The sequence below is a fragment of the Paraburkholderia sp. EB58 genome, assembly GCF_050436665.1.
In the GTDB taxonomy this organism is placed as follows: domain Bacteria; phylum Pseudomonadota; class Gammaproteobacteria; order Burkholderiales; family Burkholderiaceae; genus Paraburkholderia.
In genome coordinates this window covers 24249-48124 of sequence record NZ_JBNDMQ010000038.1, presented here as the reverse complement: position 1 = coordinate 48124, position 23876 = coordinate 24249, and the positions used below count along the sequence as shown (strand labels likewise).

Sequence of the window (23876 nt, the reverse complement as noted above, 5' to 3'; positions counted from 1 at the left end):
CCTCAGCTAATCAGGGCAAACAGATCGGTACCGGCAGGCTTCGCTTCAACGGCGGGCTGTGACGGTGCTGGCGACGTGGCGGGGCTTTCGCCCGACTCGTCGTCATCCTCGCGTTCACCTTCCTCTGACGCCGTTGCCTGCGGCTTCGCAGTGCCCTTTCCACCCTTTGCGAGGGAGGTCTGGGCCTTGGTCACCTGAGTCTTTTCCGCTGCCTGCAGGATCGCGGTCGTTGCTGCGACCTGCTCAACCAGCGAACTGTGCGCGCTCGAGTAGCTCTCGACCGCTGCGACAAAGCCTTCGTCAAGCTCCGCCGGCGTCGCCGTCAGAATCAACGGCTGACGCAGAACGGCCTCTTTCGAGTCACCCTGCGGCACCAACGCGACGACCATCTTGTCGCCGTCGATCTTCAACGTCAGAGACAGCTTGCCCGCCGAGCGGACCAGCGCTTCAATTGCCTTGAACATGGAAACTCCTGAGAAAAAAAGAAACGCCGCGCGGTGGCGGCGTGAATAAATGGAAGAAGGCAGGACCACAGGCCCGCCGTGTATCAGAACTTCAGGACCTTCGGCAGCTTGCCCTCGTAGTCGAATCCATCGACCGCGAGCAGTGCCTCGATCACTTCCGGCTTCGATTTTCCGAAGACCTTTTTGAAATCGTCGCCGAGCGCGGCCCGCAGGCCCAGCTCGTCGGCGATCACCATCATTTCCGACTTGGTTATCAGCTCCAGAAAGTCCTTTGAGAGCTTCCAGTGCTTTTTCAGGTCGAGTTTGTGGTGTTTGCACAGTTGCGTCAGATAGCTGACGTCGATGCCTTCGATGGCCGAAAACAGCATGGCGAGCATCAGGTTCGACTGCACGTCCGCACTGGTGGCCTGCACAGCGGCTGCAGCCTTGGCCACATCGCTAACGGGCGCCTTTTCTTCAGTCAGGCGCTCCCACATGCCGCGGAACGTCGTGTCGTTGATCTGTCGCGCGTGACCTGAAAGCACAATTGCGATCAGGTACTGGCGCGCGAGATCGTGATTCCCTCCGATGTCCTTGCGAAGTGCCTTGCGCCAAAGTGCGACGCGATAGGTTTTGATCTTCTCGGATTCAGCGACGACCGTGACCGACGGGTTGGTTCCCCCGGTCTGTCCCGCAGCGGTCGACGCTGGCTTGCCAGCCGCCTTACCTGCGGACGCTGAGGAAGCGACCGTCCTGGCAGGTGCCGTTGCGGCTTTTTCGGCCTGGAGGCGCTCCGCGACCTTCTTCATGTTGCAGACGGTATCGAAGCACTGACCGCGATAGACCTTGCCCAACGAGTCGGGCAAGCCGCTCACGGCGACGCCGAAGTTCTGGCACGAGTGACAGGCCTTATGCTGCTCAACACCGACGCCATGCGGGCCGTCAACGGTGAGCTGGATGCGCGTGTGATTGTCGCCGGCGCGCACGATGCGCACGACCGGAAACTCTTCACGCAGTGTCCCGGCAGTCGCTTCGAGCGCGCCTTCCGTCTTCTCGTTGAAACAGGTCCTGTTCGTGCAGTTGCCGGTGCCGATTGCTTCACCGAACATCTGGCCCTGCGTGGACGAGTTGTGCGGGCAGCCCGCGCAATCCGACTTGTCGAAGATCGCTGACGTGAGCGAACACGAAACGCTTTCGACCAGTTTGCGGACGTCAGCGACCGAGCGCTTCTCCGCAACAATCACGGGAAGCACCTTGTCCTGATTCTCTTTCGAGAGCGCGGCGAGCAGCTCGGCATGACCGAGATTGATCTGCCGCGTGTTCAGCGATTCAAGAACCGCCGGTGAGCAGTTCATGAGCGCGAGACGGCTGTCGAGTGTCGAGCGAGACCACCCGAGGACTTTCGCGACAACGTCGCGATCGCCACCGTGCAGCCCGAGCATTTCTGCTGCGTCGATTGCTTCTTCAGACGGTGAAAGATCGTCACGCTGACTGTTTTCCGTCAACGCGATAATCCGCGCTTGCACGTCGTCGACGATGCGAACGGAAACCGGCATCGGATAATCCTCGCCGTGTGCCTCCATCGCAGCGCGATAGCGGCGACCACCGGCGATGACTTCGAAATAGACATCGTCCAGCGGACGTACGATTACCGGAGTGTCAACGCCACGCTCTCTGATCGACTCGGTCAGTTCCGCCATTTTTTTCGTATCGAAGTAGGTTCGCGGATTGCGGCCGAGCTTGATGAGCTTCAGGGGAATGGTAGGTTGTTGCATTACAGGTTCTCCAGAGAGGGAACCTGCCCCTGTCGGGAGAGATTCCCGATAGGGTTGAAAGGCAGATTGCCGGAAAGGTCCGGCGGTTTCGATGCGTCATCGACGCGAGTGATACTGGAACAGTACCGCCTCGAAACCCGAACGTTGAACGAGAAGCTGCAAAAATCCGGGGCGCTTATGACAAAAAAAGCCCACCGGTGGGCTTGTTGCAGTGGTGTGGGAGCATGGCCCTAGAAAAACGCCATCTGCTCGATCTTCGTGAACATTGCCGATGCGTTCGATGCCGCCGCGGATTCTTCAAACATATCCAGCAGCGACGACGCCGCCGGCGATACGACAGCCGGTGCCGCCTGCACCAGGGGACGCCCGAGAACGGTTGTCACATCGTCTCCCGAAGGCTCACAAGCATCGACAGCCGGGTCAGCAGACGTTTCCTCCACGTCCTGGACTGACTCCGATGCAATGGGTTGGCTCACCGCTCGCTGGGCGAGGCGACGTTCCAGCTTCCAGCGCCAGCCGCCCAGTACATGAGCGGGCGTGTACCACAGACCCCACACGTCCAACGAGAGCGCATTCCCAAGAACTACGATGGCTGGAATATGCAGAAGCGACAACTGCACGTAGGCCATGTGAACGCAACACGGGTCAATGTCGATGCACGTTGCGTGCATCGCCTGCTGATAGTTTCGACCTGCGTCAGCGAGGGCATGCGCGGTTGCGATCACCATTCCACCGGCACCGCATGCCGGCTCCTGGACGCGCATGAACCCACCGTTGCGCACTTCTTCGCCCCCATCGCCAACCGACATCATCGCCATCATGTGCGACACAGAATATGGCGTGAAGAACTGGCCGGCGCGGTCGTTGCCCAACTCCAGCATCATGTAGATCTGACCCAGGACATCGGTAAGGCCTGCGGAATGTGCTGACGCGCCTACCTCCCCCGCCTTGCGCGTGACCTGCACACGCAGTTCGAACGACAAGGTCAGCAAACCGAGCATCTCTGGAAAGCGCTGGATCTCGTCTTTCGTGTACTTGCCGACAATATCGAGATAACGCTTTTCTCGCGCTTCGAACTGCGTGCGATCGACACTGTTGCTGATCGCGATCGCACTCAGTTCGACAAAGTCCGAAAAGACTGAGTAAAGGTGGTGACCATGAGAAAACGACCGGATCAACTTCACCAGCTCCCGCTGGTGGTCGTCAGCCGTGGCGTCGAGTCTCCTTTCAGCGCTTTTCCGGCTCATTGACCTGCTCCTGTGGGAGCGCCGATCATGCCCAACTGCGCTTCCATCGTGAGCCACAAACGGTCAAAGTCGGGGACATCGCCACGAGCAAGCGATTGCTCGATATCGAAATCTGCCTTCTCTTCCATGCTGGCCAGATTGACTACAGGCCGGGCGCTACCGCTGGCGAACTGGCTACGGGCGCGCTCGACCATGCGCAGGGCGAGCGCCCCGTACACGCGGCGCAATTCGGCCGTGATCTCGCTTGTCGTCGGTACACGAACCACCGTTGCGAGACTCTCACCGAACAGACTTTTCTCAGCAGCCGCCACCGCGCTGTACTGCCGCCATGCTGCTGTCTGCGCATCGATAAACGTATTGATGAACTGGCTATACATCGAAGCCCCACATAGGAAATGGAGGCTCGCCCTTGGGGGCGTGCCCCCGAAGGAAGAAATCAGGTATGGGTTACTGACTGGCTAGACGCCGTAATGGCGACGCACCAGACGGCGACGTTCGGCGACGGGACGCCCACCAGTCACCGACAGCGGAGCGTTCATCACAACGTGGCGAAGGGCGGCCGCGCGGTAGTGGGTCGAATACCGTCGCTTCGCCTTCACGACGCCAATGAGCGCATCATGAGACAGAAACGACGTGTGGTAGACCTGCAGTGCAAAACGGCGCATGCGTTGGCGATTCATGCGTGCATTCCTCGTTCAGGGAGACGGGAAGCACGCCCCGGTCGGGAGTGATCCCGTCGGGGTGAAAGAAAGCCCTCATCGTGCAGGGCTGTTGTCGATGCGCCAGTGGCGCGGAAGATGACCCATCGTAGCGTGGCATTCGGGCAGGCAGGATCTCAAATGCGTACGGATTCATAGCCGCTTTCCACTCTCGCGCCGCGCAAGGTCGCGTGATTGTTATCCACAGATTCTGTGTACAAACCTGGGGATAAGCATCTACCCGTTGACGCCAATGGCGCCTATCTCACACCCCGCTCAGATTTCCGTCATCAGGCAGTGGCTGTAACCGGTTATAGCCGCTTTGTCGAAATGCTTCAGAAAACCATATAGCTTTCAAACGAACTTGTAACAGATCGTGCGCTCTGCGTTCTCGCGAAAGCTCTCCATTTGAGGCGCGCTTTCGGTGCGGCCCGATGGCGTTACACAGCCAGAATGAGATGCACGCGCGCGACTCGCCGTCGAGCTTTAGCCGCCACAGAGCGGCCGACGAATCCGCGCCCAAACAGACGCCTCTTCACGTGACCTCCACATGTCTCTAGATCTGCTGATTGGCCCGCTCGTCACCATCGCGGCGCTGCTCGCGTTTGCCTGGCGCATTGTTTCCGCGATAGTTCGCTCGCATCACTGGTCCTTGTGGTATGCCGCTGCGGCGGTCGCGGTCATCGTGCTGGGGATCATCGTCGTCGGGCTGCTCTTAGAACTTGCGGCTGAGCTACACAGGCGCCGCTATTCCCGCGACAAGATCGTGATGCAGCACCGCTATCTGTTCTGCCATGTAAAGCGCCTTTCAACTGGACGGTGGTTTCTCACCGACAGGGCAACGGGAAGGGAGTATCGGCCAGAGGGAGAAGTTGGCCACAACATGAACATCGGCAAAACCCGCAATGTCGCAGACCTGTTGCCGTCGTTCGGACCGGAACCGCAAACCGCAGGGATTGAAAACGACGGCCGGAACTGGAAGTTGGTTTTCCGCTGATAAACTGCATGGCCGCCTTCGCGGCAATTTTCTATGCAGGGCAACATCCGTGCCTAGAATTTCGTTCGACGGTGGCGCGTTCGAGTTCGAGGATGCACAGGAAAATCCTGCCCGCTATGTCGCGCGCCTTGAACGCGCAAAGATCACCCCCGGGTTCGCGTTGTGTCTTTGTGTGACGCCACCGAGGCAACTCGTCGTGCGCAGGTACGGGCGGCTATTGCATCTTGCCGGATGGCCGGAAGATGGCCACACGCATCGGAGTTCGTGTCCGTTCCAAGGACGCCGACGCTCTGAAGGCTTCGGGCGGCGACAGCCAGGCTGCTATCGTCGCATCGGCCGTTGGTCTTAACGCCAAACTCGATATCGCACTGACCCAACGTGATGTCGTTTCGGGCCCGCGTCAAGCCGGGAAGCCCGCCGGTGGGCCGCGCACGTCGCGCAGGGCCGCCAGTCTCCTCGCCTTTCTCCAGACACTGTGGATGAACGCGGGCCTCAACCGCTGGCACGGCAGAAGCCAGCAACGTCACTGGGGCGTCTGCAACGCGATGCTACTTGCCGCCCAAGGCGAGACGAGCGTAATCAACGGCACCAACGCACAGCAGGTGGTGCACGTTATGCGACGCTACGAGGAAGCAGAACGCGCAGCCATCAATGATGAATTCGATGCGTTCCTCTCGACCCTCAACAACGAAGACGGAAAGGTGCAACGCGGTCTGATCATCGGAGAAGTAAGCGAAGTTGCCGATACGCAGTACGGCAAATCGCTAAGCCTGCGACAAAGCCCAAAAAAGTACTTCGCGAATACTGCGCTGATTGAACATGCGGCGAAGACCTTTGCTCACGCAAGGAGAGCGCTCGGCGATCGCGCGGCGCGCGTCATTGCATTGCTGCTCGTTGAACGCACACCGAAGCGTCATTTGAAACTGGTGGACCTGGGCGTGATGCTTTGCTCGACCGCCTTCATACCCTGCGACTCGATACACGAGGTCGCGATGGCAAACCGGCTCACCCGCGAGCAGCGCGAGTTCATTAAGCCGCTGCGCATGGGCGGCGATGAAGAAGTCCTACCGGACTTCGTCCTGACGGATACGTCGCAGCCGGTTCACGTTGAGGTTTATGGGATGAACGGTCTGCCCGCATACGAGGCACGCAAGCTGGAAAAGGCCGCGGCGCGCAGACGCAACGGTATTCAGGCGGTCGAGTGGAATGTTGACCGCGAAGCACTTGCAACTGTCAGGCTCCCCTCTCCAGTCCACGTGACAGCAACTTGACTTCGCCGGTGCCCCGATAGATTGGAAACACGACTTCTGCACTGGGGCGCACCGCTAGCCACGCAGCTGGCGACACCTCCTTTTGTCGAAGCAGGCAGGCATAACGACACCCGCTCCTGGCTCCTGGATTTACGTGAAAGGCTTATCGGCGTACTCGCGGATATCGATCGCGCCGTCGTCGAGGTGCCGGGCCCGGGCCTCCACACCGGTGACGAAGAGCGTTGGTCCCAGGCCGAACAGCTAGCGTTCAGCGAATGGCTCTCCCGCGAGTATCCGAACGAACACAGCGCCGGCACCATTGCGCTGGGCGACGCATGGCAGGAAGGCAAGCGGTTCGGGATCGCCGCTGCATCGCTGCAGGTATTGGACGATCACCTCGAGGCGACAGCCGTCCACGAGTTGGTGGACGTCGGTGGCCAGCTCACGCGGTCCGGCAAGGTCCTGGCGGAGGCTATCGCGGCCGCCATGGTGGGTGCCTCTGCGCAGGATCCACCCTTGCTTGACATCGCCATAGGCACGGCAAGATGGACTCATCGGGCGAGAAATGGCGCCCACGTCTCACCCACTGGAGATCACATGCCAGGCAAGACGTTTTTTCTCGTCCGTGCGAAATCCCGCTCGCTCGACTGGATTGGTCGCTATCCGGCACCTGGATGCTCAAGTCGCGATCCGGAATCTCTTTCGGGTGGCCGCCAGATCGTCGTTGCCGCCGCAGACGACGTCGGCGTGCGTTGCGCGTTCTTCGGCAGCATCGGTTCGGTTCAGGACTTCTCCGCGACGTGGGCCGAACTCGACGGTGCACAACAGTGGTGGCATTTCGTCGGCCGCTGGTATTTCTGGGTGACCGATTGCGAGTCCACGTCGGCCACGCTCAGGCGTAACGGTCATCCCGAATCTGCTGGCTATGCCTTCGCAAGCGAAGCGGTCGACCGTCACGACGAAGTGCGTTTTCTCGCATTGCTCGACCGCATCGGGAATCGTGCGCGTCGCAGTCTCAGTGTCTGCGCGCCGCAGGCAGCACTCGAAACCCTCGACGCATAAAGGCCGCGTATGGGCGAACACGCCAGAATCGAGTGGTGCACTCGCACGTGGTCGCCTTGGGAAGGGTGCCAGAAGGCCGGGCCCGGGTGCGACCACTGCTACGCGGAAAGCATGAACCGCTGGCTGCGACATGGGGCAAACTGGGGTCCCGGCGCGCCACGTCGCACCTATATGATGACCATTGGGAGAAACCTTTGCGCTGGGAAGTTGCTTCAGCAAAGGCCCGTCAACGATTCAAGATGTTTCCGAGCGTCTGCGACCCGTTTGACAATGCTGCGGCAGAGAAACAGCGGGGTCGCTTCGCAGGACTCATCCGCCAGACGCCAAACCTCGTCTGGCTATTACTGACGAAGCGCATTGGAAATGCCGCTCCGATGCTCGACGAAAATGTTTCCAGGGAACGTGCCGGAAAACGTCAGGCTGGGTGCAACAGTTGTCAATCGAGAAGAGATGTTGCACGACGCGCCGAATCTGCTTGCTGTCCCGGTCGCCCTGCGCTTCTGGAGCGTCGAACCCATGCTTGGCGATCTGGGAACGATTCCTCCCAGTCTGTTGCCAGACCGGGTTATCTGCGGCGGGGAGAGTGGGCGTGGCGCGCGTCTGACGCATCCGCAATGGCCAGGAGCGCTGCATGATCAATGCGAGGCTGCCCATGTCCCACTTCCTTTCAAGCAGCACGGCGAGTGGGGACCACACGCCGATGGTCCGGTCCACCCACGAAACACGACGTTCATGACACCGGCGGGCGACCTGCACGGGGCCTTTGTGGTGGGCAGCATGCCCATGTTCCGCCTCGGGAAGATCGTACCGGCCGACTCCTCGCTGGCGAGATCTACGACGAGTTTCCAGCGGAACCCCAACCTCTCAGGTGATGCCAAAGCTTCGATATCGTTAGCTTTCTCCCGGATAATCCTACTTTGCGGTGGCGCGCAACGCGGTAATAATGCTTGCAAAAAGGTAACAGAACCGAGAGAGAAGATGATCGAGCAACTTTACCCATGCGACCACTGCAGTGGTCGTCCGACCCTTGGTCGCTCTCAGCGCGTAGTTGAACAGGACGGCTATCCGGCGTTCGACTTTACGGCCTTCGGGCGGTTTTCCGGACCGCCGAAGGTCGGTGATGTTCTGGCAAGGCCATTAAGTGCGCCAATGACGGAAAAGCTGGTGTGCATCTACTGTTCTGGCTGCGGAATGTCGACCCCTTGGGAACCCATCGGCGCCGATGAAAACACCGCTCGAGACAGGGTCGCCAAGATCTGGAACCAGCGAGTGAACCGCCCGAAAGTGACCCCAGGCGACATACGCGACCTGATTGAAAAGGAACTCGGCGCCGTTGACGCGCAGCTCGTTATCGGCATGCTTGCCCGTAACGACACGGACTGGGCCGAGCGTGGCCCCATCTTTGCGATGCTCGCCCAGCGCATTGTCGACGCCACCGTTGTCACGCTCGATTCGTGGCCAATCGATACGGTGCTTAGAGACGCCGCGCGCTATCGCAAGCTGCTGCAGTTGGCCCGCTGGGTGGAGATAGACGGGGAGCGCGCTGTGCAGTTTCCGAAGGTCCCCTCCCCTCGCGAACATCAGGAAATGCCTTTCGAAGACTGCATTGCGCTGGCGGTCGACGCCATGCCGGATCGGAATCGCTGGTAGCCACTTCTTTGCCAATCGGGTGCGAGCGCTGCAGACATGGGTGTGGCCCTAGCGTGCAGCGCCAATCGACCGTAGTCGGCCATGAAGGGACACTCGACATACCTCGGTGAATTGCTGACAATCGCTATCCGAAGCGTCGCCAGTCGCGAATCGGCCCTGTATGGCGTCCACTAATGAAACGTCGGCCTTTGGAGACGTGCATCTGAACGGCGAGAAAAATGTTGAGGTAGCATCATCGAACTCAACAGGGGGAAGACGGTGTTTCGGGAAACCAAAGCTCGCATAAACTCAATCGGCGTCCCTCTTGCCAGTCTGCTTCTCAGCGATCTGATGAGGATCTTGGCAGAAATGGTTGGCTATATCACGCTCCCTTGGTGGATCGTTCACCGGGGTGGCGCGCATGACTTGGCGATCTACAGCGTAAGCATTGCCATCACCACGATTTTTGCAATGCCACTGCTTTCGCCACTGGGGGATCGCTACGCAAAGAGACCGCAGATTGCATGGGGCCTATGCACGCTGATGGTCGTCGCCTTTACCCTCGCTACGCTCGCCTCGCTGCCCGACTACCGACTTATGCTCATCATCTGCATAGGCGTGGTCACTGTTATAGCGAAAGCTTTCATCGATCCGGCCAGTTCCACGATTTCGGCCGAACTTGTTCCGGCGAATCGTTTAGCGGCAGCGCTTCGTCTTCGTAAATCGACGCAAGCGGCTGGCCGTGCTTTAGGTCCAGCATTGGCTGGCGCGACACTGGCCTTGGGCGGAATCGCTGCAACATTTTGGATGAACGGCATACTGCTCGGCGTCGCTGCTTACGTGACTTTGCAGCTCCCGTCCCAATCTCTGCATCGCGAACACCATCGCGGTTTGGCCCGTTGGTGGAAAGACCTGCGCGCCGGACTGCACGCTAAATGGATCGTCCCGTTGGAGCGCGGCTGGACACTCGTAAACTTCCTCGTCTGGATATTCCAAGGCCCCGCAGTCGGCATGCTGATCCCGCTCAAAGTGCAATCACTTGGGCTGTCGGGTCTCTGGCTAGGTGTTTGCGAAGCGGCCTTATCCATAGGTTTATTACTCGGAAGCTTTCGTGGTTCTGATGCACTAGTCAGTCGTTTCGGCCGATTCAACGTCCGGGTGGGAGCCGCTATGTGCGAAGGGCTGGCTCTTGCTGCTTCGGGCTGGGCCCATTCACCGATCGTTCTCGTATTGGCCTTCACCTGTGTGGGTTTCGCCAATGCATCTATGGGACTCGTTGGCGCGACTCACCGCTCATTGGCTATCCCGCAGAATTTCCGCGTGCGCATTCTCGCTGCCAGCATGATGACCACGCAGATTGCGGGCATTCTTGGACCGATGATCGCAGGCGCGGCGCTCACGCATTGGGCGGTGGGCAACGTCTATACATGCTTCGGCCTTGCCACTTGTCTGCTCGCTTTTGGTTTTGTCTTGATACCGCGATCGCGCGAATTCTTTGCGCTCAACCACGATCAGGTGAAGGATTGGTTTCGTCACGAATATCCCCATGCATTCGAATCACCCACGATGCCCGACTCGAGACCGACTGTGTAGATCGCAACGCTGCAAGGGTCAGGAAATGCGATGTGTATGTGCGGGTTAGTCTTAACCGAGACATGATCGAGTGACCGCTTTGTAGCGATTTAATCGACCGCTCAGGGTCGACAGGTGCCCGATGCGGGGCCGATCAACAGCGGCCCACACCGCCCGATCGATGTCGGACCGGAGTCGGCCAATTTCGGTCACTCGACGCTGTGGCGTAGATCGCTAACAATAGCTGATCTCTTCCACAGTAACTCTTAAGACGGGGAGCCGCTATGAAATTTGACTGGCACCGAGGCCCGATTAACCGGGCCACCAAAGTTGACGAAACTTACAAGAACACCCAGAGCGTTCGTCGGTTTCTGACGAGTGAGCGTGGTGAGACGTTCAGGTTCGATCGAGTTTTCATGGCCTGGATTAAAAGCGGAGTACCCAGGAACATGGGGGAGGTGGCAGGCGAATGGATCAGGTTGCGCAAGGTCGACGTCGAAACTTAACTGCCCTATGCCGAACGCATCAGGCAGCACGCGCCCAAGACGCTACGGCCCGCGCCTGGATGACGTAATCTTCGTCCTTGTCGCACTGGATGCGGCATCGAGTTGTGTTGCCCGACAAAGCAAATTTGTTTCATTTGAGCCGTGTTCATGAAACCAGGGAAAAATTCTTCGCGCGCCTTCATCGATCTCGCCAGAATGGGGCGAACCGACTGGCGCAGTGTTGCTTTGACGATCCTGCTAGTTGCGTTCATAAGTATCGTGCTTTTCGTAATAAGCGCGATTTGCGTGATTAGCTCAGTCGACGTGGCTTCGCCAACCTTTTCCAAACATCCCGCGAACATGATCGCCCTTTTCGATGCACTGGCTGCCGCTGCCAGCATTTTCGGATTTTGGCTCGCATGCAAAAAAATCCTAAGCCGTCCATTTCGATCGCTGATCTCTACAGACATGACGTTTGATATTCGACGTTGCTTTCTGGGCGCCGTGTTATACCTCCCCGCCAATGCCCTCAGCCTGATGGCTATTTCGCTTTTCTTTTCGATGCGAGCTGGCGTCTGGGGTGCTCCAATCCGTCACTTCGAATGGCCGCATCACAATCACCAGATTGTCGCATCGGTAGGCATGCTACTCGCCATCCCGTTCGCTGCATTCGCAGAGGAACTGGTTTTCCGGGGGTGGCTGACGCAGACCCTCGGGCACTATATACGCTCGACGATTACCGTTGTTGCGTTGGTTGCCGTGCTATTTGCGGCTTACCATTCGCAATATGACTTAGAAGGGAAGGCGCTAATAATGCTTTGCTCGCTCGGATTTTCCGCCTTGAGCTTACGCGACCAGCGCCTTGAGCTTGCGATCGGCGCGCATACGGCGATGAATGTCTGGGTGACGCTGCAAGCACTGTTCTTCGCGGGTCCCCTACCTCATGTGCAGAATCCGTTAACCACGCTCGATTGGTGGATCATTGTGATCCTGAAAGGCACTCTCCCCTTTGGGCTGATGTACGGGTTGCTACAAAAAACGAGAGGATGGTTCGTCCCGACCGTCGCTCGCCCGGCGGGTCTTGGCGATGTTCAGCCGGGACACCCATGAAGTTGATGACGTTTATCCAGGGTTGTGCCCGATGAGCAAATGATCGCTCCCTCTGGTCAGGCGCTGAATGTCCGGTATCGGCGAGATTGAGGGACGGCATAGGGTCGGCTACGGTCCGACGCGCGATGCACGGCCTGCGAGTTCAGGCGTGCGGGACATCGGACAGGGTTCGGCCAACTGCGGACCTTCGACTTGGCGGGCTGGATCGTCGACAATTGTTCGGCTTAGCCGAAAGCCCGATGCAATTCTCCCAAGGGTCGCGTAGCATGCACATCTGCTTGCCAGCTTCCACGTGGCCTGGCCCGCGATAAAGCGTGGCACCAATACGCAGAAAATGCTGCAGTGCTTCGTCGAAGTCGTCGACACTCCAATAGACGACCGTGCCTGCTGAGCCCGCCGATAGTTTCTCATCGCAGGAACGATTTCGAGTCTGACACCGTTGAATTCGAGGTAAGTCAGATTGAACTCGTCAAGAAAGCGCAGTTCAGCGCCTCGGAAAGCTGACTGATACCAGTCCAATGCGGCCGGCACGTCTGGCACATACACAAGGACGGCACATATTTGGGAGATCATGCGAGTCCTCTGTTATGTCATTAGGGGACGAGGCGAGGAAGATCGCGATATTGACCGAAAAATCTGATTTAGCAAACCGGACACGTTGATCGTCTAACCGAGTGAATGCTTTTGTCGATGCCCATTGTTCGCTGTGGATCGACCCGAGGCAGTCGTCGGCCCGCGTTCGGCCACGAACGGACCTTCAACACGGAGTCTCAGATCGTTGACACCGATGGGCACACATGCGGGAATTCTCGCGAGCCCTAGATGCTAGCTCGCGCTCGCGTAATGCTCACAGCGCCACGAGCGAGTGCAGGTCGTAACCGGCAGCCTTGAGTTGCTTTTCAATGCCACGGGCTTCGGCGCGAAGCATTCCGGCTTTTTCCGCATCGCGCTGAAACAGTTCCGCTTCCGCCGCTTGCGATTGCAGGTCGCTCAACTGTGCAGCCATCTGACTTACATCCATGATTTCTCCATCCGGTCAAAGCGCTTTTGGCGCTGTCACTCGCGGCGCTGATGACCGCGAGATATCTGGTCATCGGAAGAAATCGAGAGGAATTTAGCCCCGAGACGAAGTATTTCTTGTTGGTCACCGTGAGGCAGAGGTCGGCCAATTTCGGACCTTGGTTACAACGCCCTACATTGCAATCCGGTCAGCATCGCGCGCCGCCGCATGCTTTCCGCCTCGATGGATAGCCAGTACAGTATGGGAGTATCGCCTCTGACGCTGAGGCGAGGCTCATTGACGCGCCGACGCAACCATTCATCGCGGTTCGAACAACGCACAGGATTGTTATGCCCGATACCGGCTCCCCGATGCATAACCGTGGTACCGCACCGCAGCTAGATGGCGACGCACGCATTAAGGGGCTGTTGGTGGCGATCAACTCCAACAGTCGTCAGTCCTTGCTGGATTTTTTGCGCGTCCATGTGGCTCTGCCGTCCTCCAGTCCGACGACTATGGACGAATATGCTGACTGGTTTGTCTGTTTCTCTCGTTTATCGCAAGGCATCGCGCTGCGGGAGATCAAGCCGGTAGAGACGAGCGATTTCACTCAGACGGTAGTTGTAGAGGACCGCATTTACTCCGCTACACATGAATTCCATTTGCGCTTTGAGCCGTTTGAGGACGGCAAGATTCTGGAGATTGAGGTCGGCCCGAGTGAGATGCAGTGCATCGCCAGGTCGCAGGCCGATTGTTTGGGACAAGTCCAGGATCTATGCGATCGAGGCGCTCGCGCAGGAGTGTTCTCGGGAACCGTGCTTATCGCACGCGGATCTGAAGTGCTGTTTGAATATGCATGCGGAGCCGCAAACAAGCGGTATGACGTGCCCAACAATCCGGACACTAAATTCAACCTTGGTTCGGCTAACAAAATGTTTACTGCAGTGGCGGTGGCCCAACTGGTGGAACGCGGCCTTCTTAGCTTCACGGATACCGTCGACCAGTACATTGACGACACCTGGCTACCGGCATCGGTGACCCGCCGCATCACGATTCATCATCTGCTCTCGCATACCTCGGGGTTGGGTAACTATTTCAACGAGACATTCTTCAGCGGCTCACGTGCCCGGTTTCGTGCCATCGACGACTTCAAGCCACTCGTGCGCGATGACCTTCCCGCCTTTACGCCGGGTGAACGATTCGAATACAGCAATAGCGGAATGCTGCTAGCCGGAGTGATCATCGAGCGGGTGACGGGCATGAGCTACTACGACTATGTTCGCGAAGCGATCTACGCACCGAGCGGTATGCTCGACACGGATTGCTACGACATCGACGCCCCGGTTCCGAATCTCGCGATGGGCTACATCCCGCTTGTCGATCCGCCGGATCGTCGGAGCGCATCTGGCTGGCGCGAGAATATTTTCGAGCATGTCGCCAAAGGTGGGCCAGCCGGCGGCGGCTACTCGACCGTGCGCGATCTACACCGGTTCGCCAACTCGCTTATTTCGGGCGCCCTCGTGGGCCCGGAATTGCGTCAAGCTCTCTGGACCGATTACGCTGGCGTGGGCTATGGCTACGGTTTCAATGTCGAAAAGACGGCATCGGGCACGATGATCGGTCACGGCGGCGGGTTCCCTGGAATCAGCGCGAGTTTCAGGGTAGCCCTGGACACTGGATACGTAGTGATTGTCCTGTCCAACTACGACATGGGTACGTTCGGGCTTGCCCGTTGTATCGAGCACGCTGTTGACCAGATACAGCAGTGAACCGCACTGTGACCTGATATATGCGAGATCTGCGATACGTTGCCGCTTAGGGATCTAGGGCCCACGGACTGGCGAGGCGCGAATGGCCGTTTTCGGCAAAGACGGGGGCCGCAGTGGGTCGATTTGGTGCGGTCGCTGTCGGCCCGCGTTCGGCCACAATGAGACATTCGCCGCGGCCACCTGAATTGGCGACAATGCACGCAACAAATAGAGATCGAGATTATGAAAACGGGGAAGGCAAAGTTGCCGACGACGTGCGTGGTTTCGGAATGCGCTCGTCTCGTCGCCTTGATTTTGGCGGCCATTTTTATCGCATTCCCGGCGTTAGCGGGACAGCACGCGACCGAGGACGTTTGCTCGTCTCGTGCGCACCAGATCAACTCGCAACTCGACCATCTAGTCGCCGTAATTCAGGATGAGTATGGGGCGGAAAAGCCGCATGGCAGGCAATTGCAGTTTGTTGTCGTGCCGAAGCACGGGACCATCGCGATTGCATCCTTTATCATCGAGGGCTTCGGCGACGGAAACAATGCTCATCAATTTCTTGCTGTCTTCGGGCCGCCTGCTGATCCGGGGCCAAAGTCCTCGTTTCCGTACTATGCGCTGTCAGGTCTCACGGAGGTTGGCGACGGCTGCGCTGTTGATGTCCGACGTATTCGCGTCTCACGCATTCGCGACGACCGATCATTGACTTTGACCTTGCCAACGTTTGTGACATCGACTACGGGCTCTTGCGAAGGCGGGACGAGTCGGTCGTACACGTGGCGGACCGGTGATGCACGTCTCGGCCAACTTAACCTCAGATAAGCTTGGACTATCGCATGGCGATAGGTGGCTCGAATGCTCGTTCCTTCGCGCGGCCACCGTCCCAGTGGGTCGAGAGGTCGAGATGAGCCGGCCGCATGGGGCGCGGATCGGCCAGGAAGAGTCATTCATCGCGGCGACCATTTGGACATTCGTGCGACTGCTTCACTCTGTCAACGGCCGTTCGACTGCTGATGATGTTCGTCGCGTCGTCTGAGCCGTCATCCGTTCTTCGTTGTTGGGGCCGCTATAGGCTACTTAACGGCCATTCGCTGATCAACTGCCGTAGACGGCCGATTGCTCATTCGCCGGATGCGTACTTTCGACCCCTAGACGTCCTTCTACGTAGATGCCCAGAACGGCAAGTCTCTACGGCATAGCGGTCACCCGTTGGGAGCCCTGCCTCACCAGTCGTGAAAGCGCCAATCATTTCGCCAAACAAAAGTGTTGATGCCGGAGTTGCTGCCGATGAAGGTGCGAGCCAAAGTCATGGGAGCAGCCGCGATGTGCACGTTTCTCACGAGCTTCGTCGTGGCTTCCTGTTTTCCAACACTATTGCGCGCAGGCGCTGGCTTCGTGTTCGTCATGTTTGCGTGCATATGTGTCATCGCAAGCTGTTTTGCGGCTTTTGTCTTGCGTAAGACGACGACAGGGTTGAGTCTCGAGGAGATCGAGGTGGAGGCTCAACATCATGTCCTTGCGAATGAAAAGGAGCGCGCCGGCAATGACGCCGTGGTCATAGCCAAACAGAATGCCGCCGAGTGCACCGAATGCATAAATCATTTACAAACGGTAGCGGGACGGTGTCGATAGGTAGGTCAGTGATTGATTTTGCATTGATTTGCTCAGAGTCGGGATTTCGTCCGGACTGGAAACTTGATTGATTCAGACGATCGCATCGCTCAAGCGGCCGACAGGATGTCCGGGAACATGTGTCTGGCAGGCAAATACCGCTCCGGCGAGTGGTTCTTGCGTGAGACGCAACCGATCCAATCCTTGACGAGCACTGGTGATGTACAGCGTCGTGAGATCTCGCCCACCAAAGGCGCAAGAGGTTGGCTGCGAAACCGGCAGCGGCACAAGTGAATCGAGCTGCCCGGAAGGATTGAAGCGCGCGACGCACGAGCCCCCGAAGCGAGCGTTCCATAAGAAACCGTCAGCGTCGATAGCAAGGCCGTCCGGGCGACCTGGGGCCGCATCTGCCGATATAAATGACAACCATGCACCCGCCATACCGGTTCGCGAATCGAAGCGTGCTCGCTCAATTGATCCCACGCGTGTATCTGCGAAATACACCCACTGCTCATCTGGCGAAAAGCCGAGAGCATTCGGTACCGTGACATCCCGGCGCAACGTCTGCAGAACTCCGTTTGAATTAATGTGCAACAGCGAGCCAGTTGGCGCCAGCCCGAAATCGCGCATCGTTCCAAACCAAAGAGCGCCACTTCGATCGCACTTCACCTCATTGAGCCGGTGATTTTGGTCCGGCAGCTCAAAATGCCACGACATGGGTTCAGGCAAGCCTCCACTCGCTACGCGTACCAGCCTGTTCCGACCCATGACATACACGACGCCCCGCCTATCAAGGATGGCCCCCATGGCACCCGACTCGAGAAATACTGTGTTCGTCTCCAACGTTGCCGGGTTGTGACACCGCAATAACCCCCGGCGCACATCCACCCAAAGCAGTTGATGATCCTCGGCACGCCAAACCGGCGATTCGCCCAGGACGTCCTCTGGCGTAGTGATCGTGGTGACCGCGCTTACCTGCTGCATTTTGACGCCCATCCATTGGTGATCATAGTGTGCTGCGATAACGTCGGCCTGCCTCAGACGAGGGTGACGTTGCATTTCTCAGGTTCGCGATTGAATTTCAGTCGGCAGATCGTCAATGAATCGAGTACCGAGCGATCGAGGCTGATACCAATGCCTGGCGCGGACATGACGCACATTCCCCCGTTTTCCGGGGCTGGCAGCTTCGCGCCGGCGAGCGCGTCGAAGTGCGGCGTCTCGTCGAACTGCATTTCCAGACGTCGGAAGTTCGGCACGAGCGCACAGATCTGCAGGCTGACTGCGTGCGCGACCGGTCCACTGGGATTGTGTGGCGAGAATTCGACGTCGTGCGAATCGAGGAGACGGGCAACCTCGAGCATCTCAACCAGGCCGCCGACATATTTGATGTCGGGCATCATGACGTCGTAGGCGCCCGCCTTGAGAAACGGCAGGAAACCGTCGACGCGAATCGCCTCCTCGCAGCCGGCAAGACGAATACCACGCTGGTTGGCAAATGACCTGAGGGCGCGCAGATCCCGCAGGTTGTCCGGCGTTTCCGGGATCGGACATTCAAACCAGTAAAGCCCGTCACAACAGTCACTTGCGAGCACTTCACGCGCGACCGCGACGTTGAGTCGCCAATGACAATCCACCATAACCTCGACCGACCGCCCGACCGCATCACGCACGGCGGCAATACGTTCGAACGCGAGGTCGATCAACTTGTGATCCCCGTTCTGGTGACCGCCATACAGCGACACACCATCGAAGGGCGCAATCTTGAGCGCGGTGAAACCTGCGGCAGTGGCCACCAGCGCACTCTCGGCAAAGCTGGCCGGCGCGCGCGAGCGCGTGCGCCGATTGATATTGGCATACGTAGGGACGAACTCACGCACAGTCTGGCCAAGCAGTGCGGCGACGCTGCAGTTGCGCGCCTGTGCTAACAGATCGGTCGTGGCGTGGCTGAGCGCGGAGACAACCGCAGCGCGCGGGAGGGTATCGAGGTTTAACGTCGACAGGAAAGGGCCGACTTCCTCGAGCCGCATGTTCACGACGACCACGAACAGTTCGTTGCCCACGCGCAGCAATTCGCTGTCGTATCCCGTGAGGGTCGCTTCCCCGAATCCAGACCTGTTCTGATCGTCGACCATTTCGACGAAGGCCCAGTGCGTCGACGGCGTGACCCGGGCGATGGACAGGGTGATGGAGTCAATACTGGCTTCTTTATTCATCTTCTGTTGAAGGACTGTAGTTTGCGTAATTTTGGGTGACCGTGTCGTCAGCAGCGGTGAACGTTCAAGCGAGTGAGGGCTGAGTGAAGGGTGTCTGCGTCGCCAAAGTAGATTCCACGCTTTTGATCATATCTGATCATATGTATCGTCGTAAACCGCATTTTAATCCTCGTTAACGCGTATTTATGATCATATATAAGGGATTGCCCCGATAGCAAAGATCACGGCCGACGGCTTCAATAGCGCTAATCAACGGAGCAGATTCGCCATGTCACAGCCCAGCCAGTTGCAGACCCATTGCTTGACTTCTCATGCAGGCCGCCGCGTTCTGATTACTGGCGCGAGCCTTGGCATTGGGCGGGAAGTGGCACGCCTCTTTGTGGCGAAGGGCGCCACGGTCGCCATCCACTACTCGCGCCAGATCGACGAAATGACTGGGTATGCAGGGGCCGCCGCGGCGCTCGTCAACGACCTGCAGGCGCTTTCGCCACGCTCGGTCGGGCTCGACGTCGACCTCAGTGCGCCAGCAAGCGGCGCCCAGTTGGTCGAACGTGCGAGCGAGGCGCTTGGAGGCGTAGATGTGCTGGTGGTTTGCGCGTCAACACAGATGCGCGAACGATTCGTTGCGATTACCCCGGAGTCGATTGCCCGACATGCGCGCGTCAACTTCGAGGCATCGGTCGAGATGCTGCAGGCAGTGCTACCGCCAATGGCGGCGATTGGCTGGGGACGCGTCATTTCGATTGGCAGCCTGAACCAGCACCGGCCTGACCCCGAGCTCGCCGTCTATGCCGCCATGAAAGCTGCGCATCACAACCTGATTCGCAACCTGGCGCGGGTGCATGCGGCGGACGGCGTCACGCTCAACACGGTCTCGCCCGGACTGATCTCGACGCCACGAAACGCGTGGCGACGCGAGAACCTTGACGAGTGGCATGACATCGAGCGCAAGGCGAATCCCATGCATCGGGCGGGTTGTCCCGATGAAGTAGCCCACATGGTGCTCCTGCTCGCTTCCGATGCGGGGGCTTTCACTACCGGCGCCGACATCCCGGTCGACGGCGGCGCCCACTTGTAGGCTCGAATCAAAGACGTGAATCTCGGCTAACTCCTGGCGTGCAACATCGACATGGGTGAGTCTTGTTTTTGCTTAGTACTACAAACAGGAAAATAAAATGAAAGCAGGAAGGCTGGCCATATACGGCTGTCTCTTTGGTGTGGCAGGGGTCGCACAAGCTCAATCGTCGGTGACGTTGAGCGGAATTATCGATGGAGGGTTCGAAGTCTCACAGGTGGGTGCACTGAAGACCGATCCGTCCAATCACCCGACGCTATATCGTTTCCAGAATGGCGACCTTCAGGCCAGCCGCTTCATGCTGACGGGCAACGAAGACATGGGTGGAGGTATGAGCACCCAGTTCCATCTCGAGAACCAGTTCAACATCAGCGACGGCTCAATTGCGGGCACAGGGCTGTTCACCCGGGAGGCATGGGTCGCCTTGACGAGCAATCAGGGGACGGTCACGCTCGGACGCTACCGGGCGCCGACCTTCTGGATCTATCTGTTCGAGGACGCGAACACCTATCGTCTCGACAGCTATACCGCGCCCAACATTCAGCATCAGGCAGTTCTTTCGCAGATTTTCGGCGCGCAGAAAACCAGTACGACACTCGGCGGGGCCTTTACGGGACTCGGCGGATTCAGTAACAACACCGTCAGCTACCGCACGCCGGTGTTGTTTGGCGGCCTGACCTCTGAAGTCACCTACTCGAACGGTGCAAACGGGGTTCAAGACGACACCCAGGACGGCAAGAACCTTGGCGCCAACCTGATCTACGCACGCGATGGACTCAAGATCGGTTACGGTTTCAATAATTCTCATTACTACATTGACGGCGCTCTCACGAGCCTGAAGACCCATGTTGTCGGCGCGACGTACAACTTAAGCTTTGCGACACTGGGTGCAGACTACGTTTATGCAAGCGACAGCCTCGGCCGATTCGCCTCCTCCTGGACCGCCACCGGCGTCGCGCCGGTCGGACCCGGACAGGTCAATCTGGGCGTTGGTCATATTAATAGCACGCAAAGCGGAGGCGTGGGCAGCGCAACGAGCTTCGACCTCGGATATGTTTACTTCATTTCGAAACGGACTCAGTTCTATACCCTGTACACGAGGCTCTACAACAGTTCGAACAGCACCATCGGTCTTGGCACGGTCAACGCGGCCCCTACCAATGAGTCGTCCTTTGCCAAGGTGACGCCGGGCTTCAATCCGTGGGCGTTCTCAGTCGGAATGCGGCACGCGTTCTAACAGTCCGACAGGCAACATCGGCAGTTTCCCAACCATTGAGTGGACAGACCACTCGTCGCGGCGGGCTTGAATCTGGTTTTGGAGAAGAGCATGACAACGATATCGGCACTTTCGCCGCAAGCCGCGGATCGCATCCGCGTCTGGACGCCCCGGCTCGTAGCATTTGGAGAGTTCATCGACGGGTATGACCTGCTCGTGATGGGGGCCGCGCTACTTTTTATCGGACCGCAACTGCATCTGACGGGTGGCGAAAAGGGCTGGCTGGCAGCCACGGCTTTTATCGGCACCGCGCTGGGTCTTGTCGTGTTCGGCGATCTGTCCGACCGGCTGGGACGCAAGGTCATCTTTATGTTGAACCTCGTTTTCTTCGTCATCGCGTCGCTGGCATCCGCCTTCGTGACCGACGTCTGGCAACTCATGATCGCGCGCTTTGTGATCGGAATCGCGGTCGGCATGGATATTCCCACCTCGCACAGTTTCCTTGCCGAGATTGCGCCGAGCGCGCGGCGTGGGCGCGTGGCGGGCTCGCTGCCAAATCTGATGTGGCTTTGCGGTGCGATCGCGAGCGTACTGCTCGCCCTGGCACTGCAGCCCATTACCGGCGAAAACACGTGGCGCTGGCTGTTCGGTCTTGCGGCTCTTCCGGCTCTCGCTGTGCTGATCGCCCGACAGTTCTTGCCGGAATCGCCGCGCTGGTTGCGGGCGCGCGGACGCACAGCTGAAGCGAGGGAGATATTCCTGGCGCTGGGCATTCCGGAGCCGAAGGCGAGCGTTACACCAAAACGTGAATACCGTAACCTTCTGACGGGCCAGGCACTGCGCCGCCTGTTGGCAGTCACCGGATTCTTCGCGCTCAATGGCTTCGCCGGTGCGGTCGCGACAATTGCGGGGCCGCTCGTCCTGGCGAGCAGCGGGCTGGGCACGAGCCGCTCCCTCCAGTTTGCTCTGGCCGGATTCTCAATCGGACTGATCGCCGTTTTCATCGGCTCGCTGATCATCGACAACGTGGACCGGCGCCGCATGGGCATCTGGTCATGCCTTGCCGTTTTCGTCGCGGGCATGGGCATCGCGTTTCTCGGCCCCTTGAACCAGGCCGCCTTGCTCGTCTGCTTCGTGTCCTACTCCATGCTGACCTGGTTCGGCCCAGGTGTGCTTTCGTGGGTATGGAGCTCCGAGGCATTTCCGACCGAACTACGAGCACTCGGCTCGGGTATTGCACAGTGCGTGACCCGTCTCGCGATTGCGCTCAATCTGGTGCTGGCGCCCGTGCTACTCAACGCTTATGGCCTGCGAGCGATCGCAATCTATTCCTGTGGCTACCTCGGATGCGCGTTGATCGCATTCGCATCGCCTTTCCTGAATACGACCCGGCGCGAACTCGAGGACGTTTGACGCACGCGCCTCCCACGAATAACGAGGAGTACCGGGACCCATCTCCGCTCCGGTAGTTTGCCCCGACCATCGTCGGGGCATTTTTTCGGGCGGAACGAGCTTTCCACTACCCCGAGATCATGGAGTGCGGCAGCCTATGAGCCGTATGCGGCGCCAAATGCATGATATGCCGGCAACGTCGCATCGAGCCCTTTTCCTCGCTTCGGCTAAACTACGACCAACAACATAGTTCCGCGCGAGCTGGGTGAGCGGGAACAATTTGAGGACGTCATGGTTCAGATACAGGATATTGAGCACCGGATCCGTGAGGACATCGTCGCGGGCGAACTTCAGTTCGGATCGCGCATCACCATTGCCGAGCTGGCCAACCGGTACGGCGTCAGTCAAATGCCGATCCGCGAGGCGCTTCGCGGCTTGCACGGCGAGGGCCTCCTGGTCATCGAGCCCAATCGTGGGGCGCGCGTTCGCTCGCTGGACAGGCATTTTGTGAGCAATATCTTCGACCTGCGCTGTTCGCTCGAGATGTTGATCGTCCGCCAGACGGTGACCCGCTGTACCCCTGAGCACCTGGTCGAGCTGGAACATATCGAAGCGCGCATCGAAGCGAATATCGAAGCAGCCGATTTTCCGGCCGTATTAAGTGCGAACCGCGAACTCCATCGTTTGATCGGCGACATCGCGCAGAATCCCGATGCCGTTACCCTGCTCAACCGGCACTGGCTGCTGATCGCCGCTCTGTGGAGGCGCTATGAGTATGGCCCGGAGAGATTCGCCGGCGTGGTCGACGATCACCGCCACTTGCTTGCGGCAATCCGCGCCCGAGACGTCGAGGCAGCCGTGATGCTAGCTGGCGCGCACGTAGTGAAAGCGAAACAGGTACTGCTTGCGAAAATGCCGAAAGATCCGGAGCCCGGAGAGGCAGCGCTTCGCAGACGTCGCAAATCGACGATTCCCGCTGAAGAAGTATCGCATTAGCCGGCCTTGGCTTCGCCATTGGACTGCACGCTGTTCGGCGTCAGCGCGGGGCGTCGTCAAGTGACCTGGACCATAACCCCACGTATCAAACATGAACGCGTCATTGCAAATAAATTAAATATAATTCGCAAGCTGCAATCGCGTCATCGATGCCACGTCTCGTCCATCGTCAGCAATTGGGAAAATACCGCCCGCTTAGCCAAGAATCTGGGCGTTGAGCGTTTAACTCGACTCACGCTTCGTTTGTTCGGCATGCCTGCCTGGAGCCGCATCGCCACTATTTGGTCGCGTCGCCCACATCATGTATTAAAACCGCCCCAGCCTGCAGTTTCGTCATATGGTTGACGAATC

23 protein-coding genes and 2 pseudogenes are annotated in these 23876 nt (G+C 58.6%); 17 read left to right on the top strand and 8 right to left on the bottom strand.

Translation table 11 applies throughout. The features are described 5' to 3' along the window. Nucleotides 1–2: 2 nt before the first annotated feature. The 5 genes from P3T40_RS36755 to P3T40_RS36735 all read right to left on the bottom strand — a co-directional run bounded on the left by P3T40_RS36755 (nt 3) and on the right by P3T40_RS36735 (nt 4145). A complete protein-coding gene (locus P3T40_RS36755; protein ID WP_429272599.1) occupies nt 3–464 on the bottom strand; it encodes a PRTRC system protein E in 462 nt (153 codons plus the stop codon). A gap of 83 nt (nt 465–547) precedes the next feature. Beyond that, nucleotides 548–2218 carry a PRTRC system ParB family protein gene (locus P3T40_RS36750; protein ID WP_429272598.1) on the bottom strand — a complete coding sequence of 557 codons (1671 nt, stop codon included), beginning with the start codon at nt 2216–2218 and terminating at the stop codon, nt 548–550. Nucleotides 2219–2448: 230 nt separating this feature from the next. Further along, nucleotides 2449–3465: an N-6 DNA methylase gene (locus P3T40_RS36745; protein ID WP_429272597.1), complete on the bottom strand. Its 1017-nt coding sequence runs from the start codon at nt 3463–3465 to the stop codon at nt 2449–2451. Next, the gene (locus tag P3T40_RS36740) at nt 3462–3842 is read right to left on the bottom strand and encodes a hypothetical protein (protein ID WP_429272596.1); all 381 of its coding nucleotides are present in this window, start codon (nt 3840–3842) and stop codon (nt 3462–3464) included. The genes P3T40_RS36745 and P3T40_RS36740 overlap by 4 nt, the downstream gene beginning before the upstream one ends. An 81-nt stretch (nt 3843–3923) precedes the next feature. Next, a complete protein-coding gene (locus tag P3T40_RS36735) occupies nt 3924–4145 on the bottom strand; it encodes a hypothetical protein (protein WP_429272595.1) in 222 nt (73 codons plus the stop codon). 568 nt (nt 4146–4713) lie between these two features. Between P3T40_RS36735 and P3T40_RS36730 the strand changes: the two genes are divergently transcribed. From P3T40_RS36730 to P3T40_RS36685, 10 genes and pseudogenes are all read left to right on the top strand, one after another. Continuing rightward, entirely contained in the window at nt 4714–5160 is a 447-nt protein-coding gene (locus P3T40_RS36730; protein ID WP_429272641.1) for a hypothetical protein, read from the top strand. Beyond that, complete coding sequence (locus P3T40_RS36725; protein WP_429272594.1) at nt 5069–5509, top strand: DUF1173 family protein; 441 nt, start codon at nt 5069–5071, stop codon at nt 5507–5509. The genes P3T40_RS36730 and P3T40_RS36725 overlap by 92 nt, the downstream gene beginning before the upstream one ends. Then, nucleotides 5403–6431, top strand: coding sequence for a DUF1173 family protein (locus P3T40_RS36720; RefSeq protein WP_429272593.1), 1029 nt, complete (start codon nt 5403–5405; stop codon nt 6429–6431). Before P3T40_RS36725 ends, P3T40_RS36720 begins: the two co-directional genes overlap by 107 nt. 21 nt (nt 6432–6452) lie before the next feature. Next, nucleotides 6453–7472: a hypothetical protein gene (locus tag P3T40_RS36715; RefSeq protein WP_429272592.1), complete on the top strand. Its 1020-nt coding sequence runs from the start codon at nt 6453–6455 to the stop codon at nt 7470–7472. A gap of 9 nt (nt 7473–7481) precedes the next feature. Continuing rightward, nucleotides 7482–7556, top strand: a pseudogene (locus tag P3T40_RS36710) (hypothetical protein); the annotation flags it as partial. Beyond that, a pseudogene (locus P3T40_RS36705) lies at nt 7538–7801 on the top strand (hypothetical protein); the annotation flags it as partial. The pseudogenes P3T40_RS36710 and P3T40_RS36705, both read left to right, overlap by 19 nt. 34 nt (nt 7802–7835) lie before the next feature. After that, the gene (locus P3T40_RS36700; protein ID WP_429272637.1) at nt 7836–9122 is read left to right on the top strand and encodes a DUF5131 family protein; all 1287 of its coding nucleotides are present in this window, start codon (nt 7836–7838) and stop codon (nt 9120–9122) included. 330 nt (nt 9123–9452) lie between these two features. Then, entirely contained in the window at nt 9453–10694 is a 1242-nt protein-coding gene (locus tag P3T40_RS36695; RefSeq protein ID WP_429272636.1) for an MFS transporter, read from the top strand. Between the two features lie 263 nt (nt 10695–10957). Further along, nucleotides 10958–11179 carry a DUF6434 domain-containing protein gene (locus P3T40_RS36690; protein ID WP_429272591.1) on the top strand — a complete coding sequence of 74 codons (222 nt, stop codon included), beginning with the start codon at nt 10958–10960 and terminating at the stop codon, nt 11177–11179. A 147-nt stretch (nt 11180–11326) separates the two neighbouring features. Then, complete coding sequence (locus P3T40_RS36685) at nt 11327–12268, top strand: CPBP family intramembrane glutamic endopeptidase (protein WP_429272590.1); 942 nt, start codon at nt 11327–11329, stop codon at nt 12266–12268. An 847-nt stretch (nt 12269–13115) separates the two neighbouring features. Here the strand turns inward: P3T40_RS36685 and P3T40_RS36680 are convergent. Next, nucleotides 13116–13289, bottom strand: coding sequence for a hypothetical protein (locus P3T40_RS36680; RefSeq protein WP_429272589.1), 174 nt, complete (start codon nt 13287–13289; stop codon nt 13116–13118). A 329-nt stretch (nt 13290–13618) separates the two neighbouring features. Here P3T40_RS36680 and P3T40_RS36675 point away from each other — a divergent pair, with 329 nt between their 5' ends. From P3T40_RS36675 to P3T40_RS36665, 3 genes are all read left to right on the top strand, one after another. After that, on the top strand, nt 13619–15037 hold the full coding sequence (locus tag P3T40_RS36675; protein ID WP_429272588.1) for a serine hydrolase domain-containing protein: 1419 nt from the start codon (nt 13619–13621) through the stop codon (nt 15035–15037). A gap of 222 nt (nt 15038–15259) precedes the next feature. Beyond that, nucleotides 15260–15844 (top strand): hypothetical protein, encoded by a 585-nt coding sequence (locus tag P3T40_RS36670; RefSeq protein WP_429272587.1) that lies wholly within the window; start codon nt 15260–15262, stop codon nt 15842–15844. A gap of 447 nt (nt 15845–16291) precedes the next feature. Beyond that, entirely contained in the window at nt 16292–16654 is a 363-nt protein-coding gene (locus tag P3T40_RS36665; protein WP_429272586.1) for an MFS transporter, read from the top strand. Between the two features lie 72 nt (nt 16655–16726). On the opposite strand, the gene P3T40_RS36660 is transcribed toward P3T40_RS36665, so the two are convergent. Beyond that, a complete protein-coding gene (locus P3T40_RS36660) occupies nt 16727–17692 on the bottom strand; it encodes an SMP-30/gluconolactonase/LRE family protein (protein WP_429272585.1) in 966 nt (321 codons plus the stop codon). Further along, a complete protein-coding gene (locus P3T40_RS36655) occupies nt 17671–18846 on the bottom strand; it encodes a mandelate racemase/muconate lactonizing enzyme family protein (protein WP_429272584.1) in 1176 nt (391 codons plus the stop codon). The genes P3T40_RS36660 and P3T40_RS36655 overlap by 22 nt, the downstream gene beginning before the upstream one ends. 268 nt (nt 18847–19114) lie before the next feature. On the opposite strand from P3T40_RS36655, the gene P3T40_RS36650 reads away from it, so the two are divergent. The 4 genes from P3T40_RS36650 to P3T40_RS36635 all read left to right on the top strand — a co-directional run bounded on the left by P3T40_RS36650 (nt 19115) and on the right by P3T40_RS36635 (nt 23525). Continuing rightward, entirely contained in the window at nt 19115–19924 is an 810-nt protein-coding gene (locus tag P3T40_RS36650; protein WP_429272583.1) for an SDR family NAD(P)-dependent oxidoreductase, read from the top strand. A 97-nt stretch (nt 19925–20021) separates the two neighbouring features. Further along, nucleotides 20022–21158, top strand: coding sequence for a porin (locus P3T40_RS36645; RefSeq protein WP_429272582.1), 1137 nt, complete (start codon nt 20022–20024; stop codon nt 21156–21158). A 90-nt stretch (nt 21159–21248) separates the two neighbouring features. Continuing rightward, nucleotides 21249–22550, top strand: a complete 1302-nt coding sequence (locus P3T40_RS36640) for an MFS transporter (protein ID WP_429272581.1) — start codon at nt 21249–21251, stop codon at nt 22548–22550. A 270-nt stretch (nt 22551–22820) separates the two neighbouring features. Beyond that, nucleotides 22821–23525, top strand: coding sequence for a GntR family transcriptional regulator (locus tag P3T40_RS36635; RefSeq protein WP_429272580.1), 705 nt, complete (start codon nt 22821–22823; stop codon nt 23523–23525). The last annotated feature ends 351 nt before the right edge of the window (nt 23526–23876 follow it).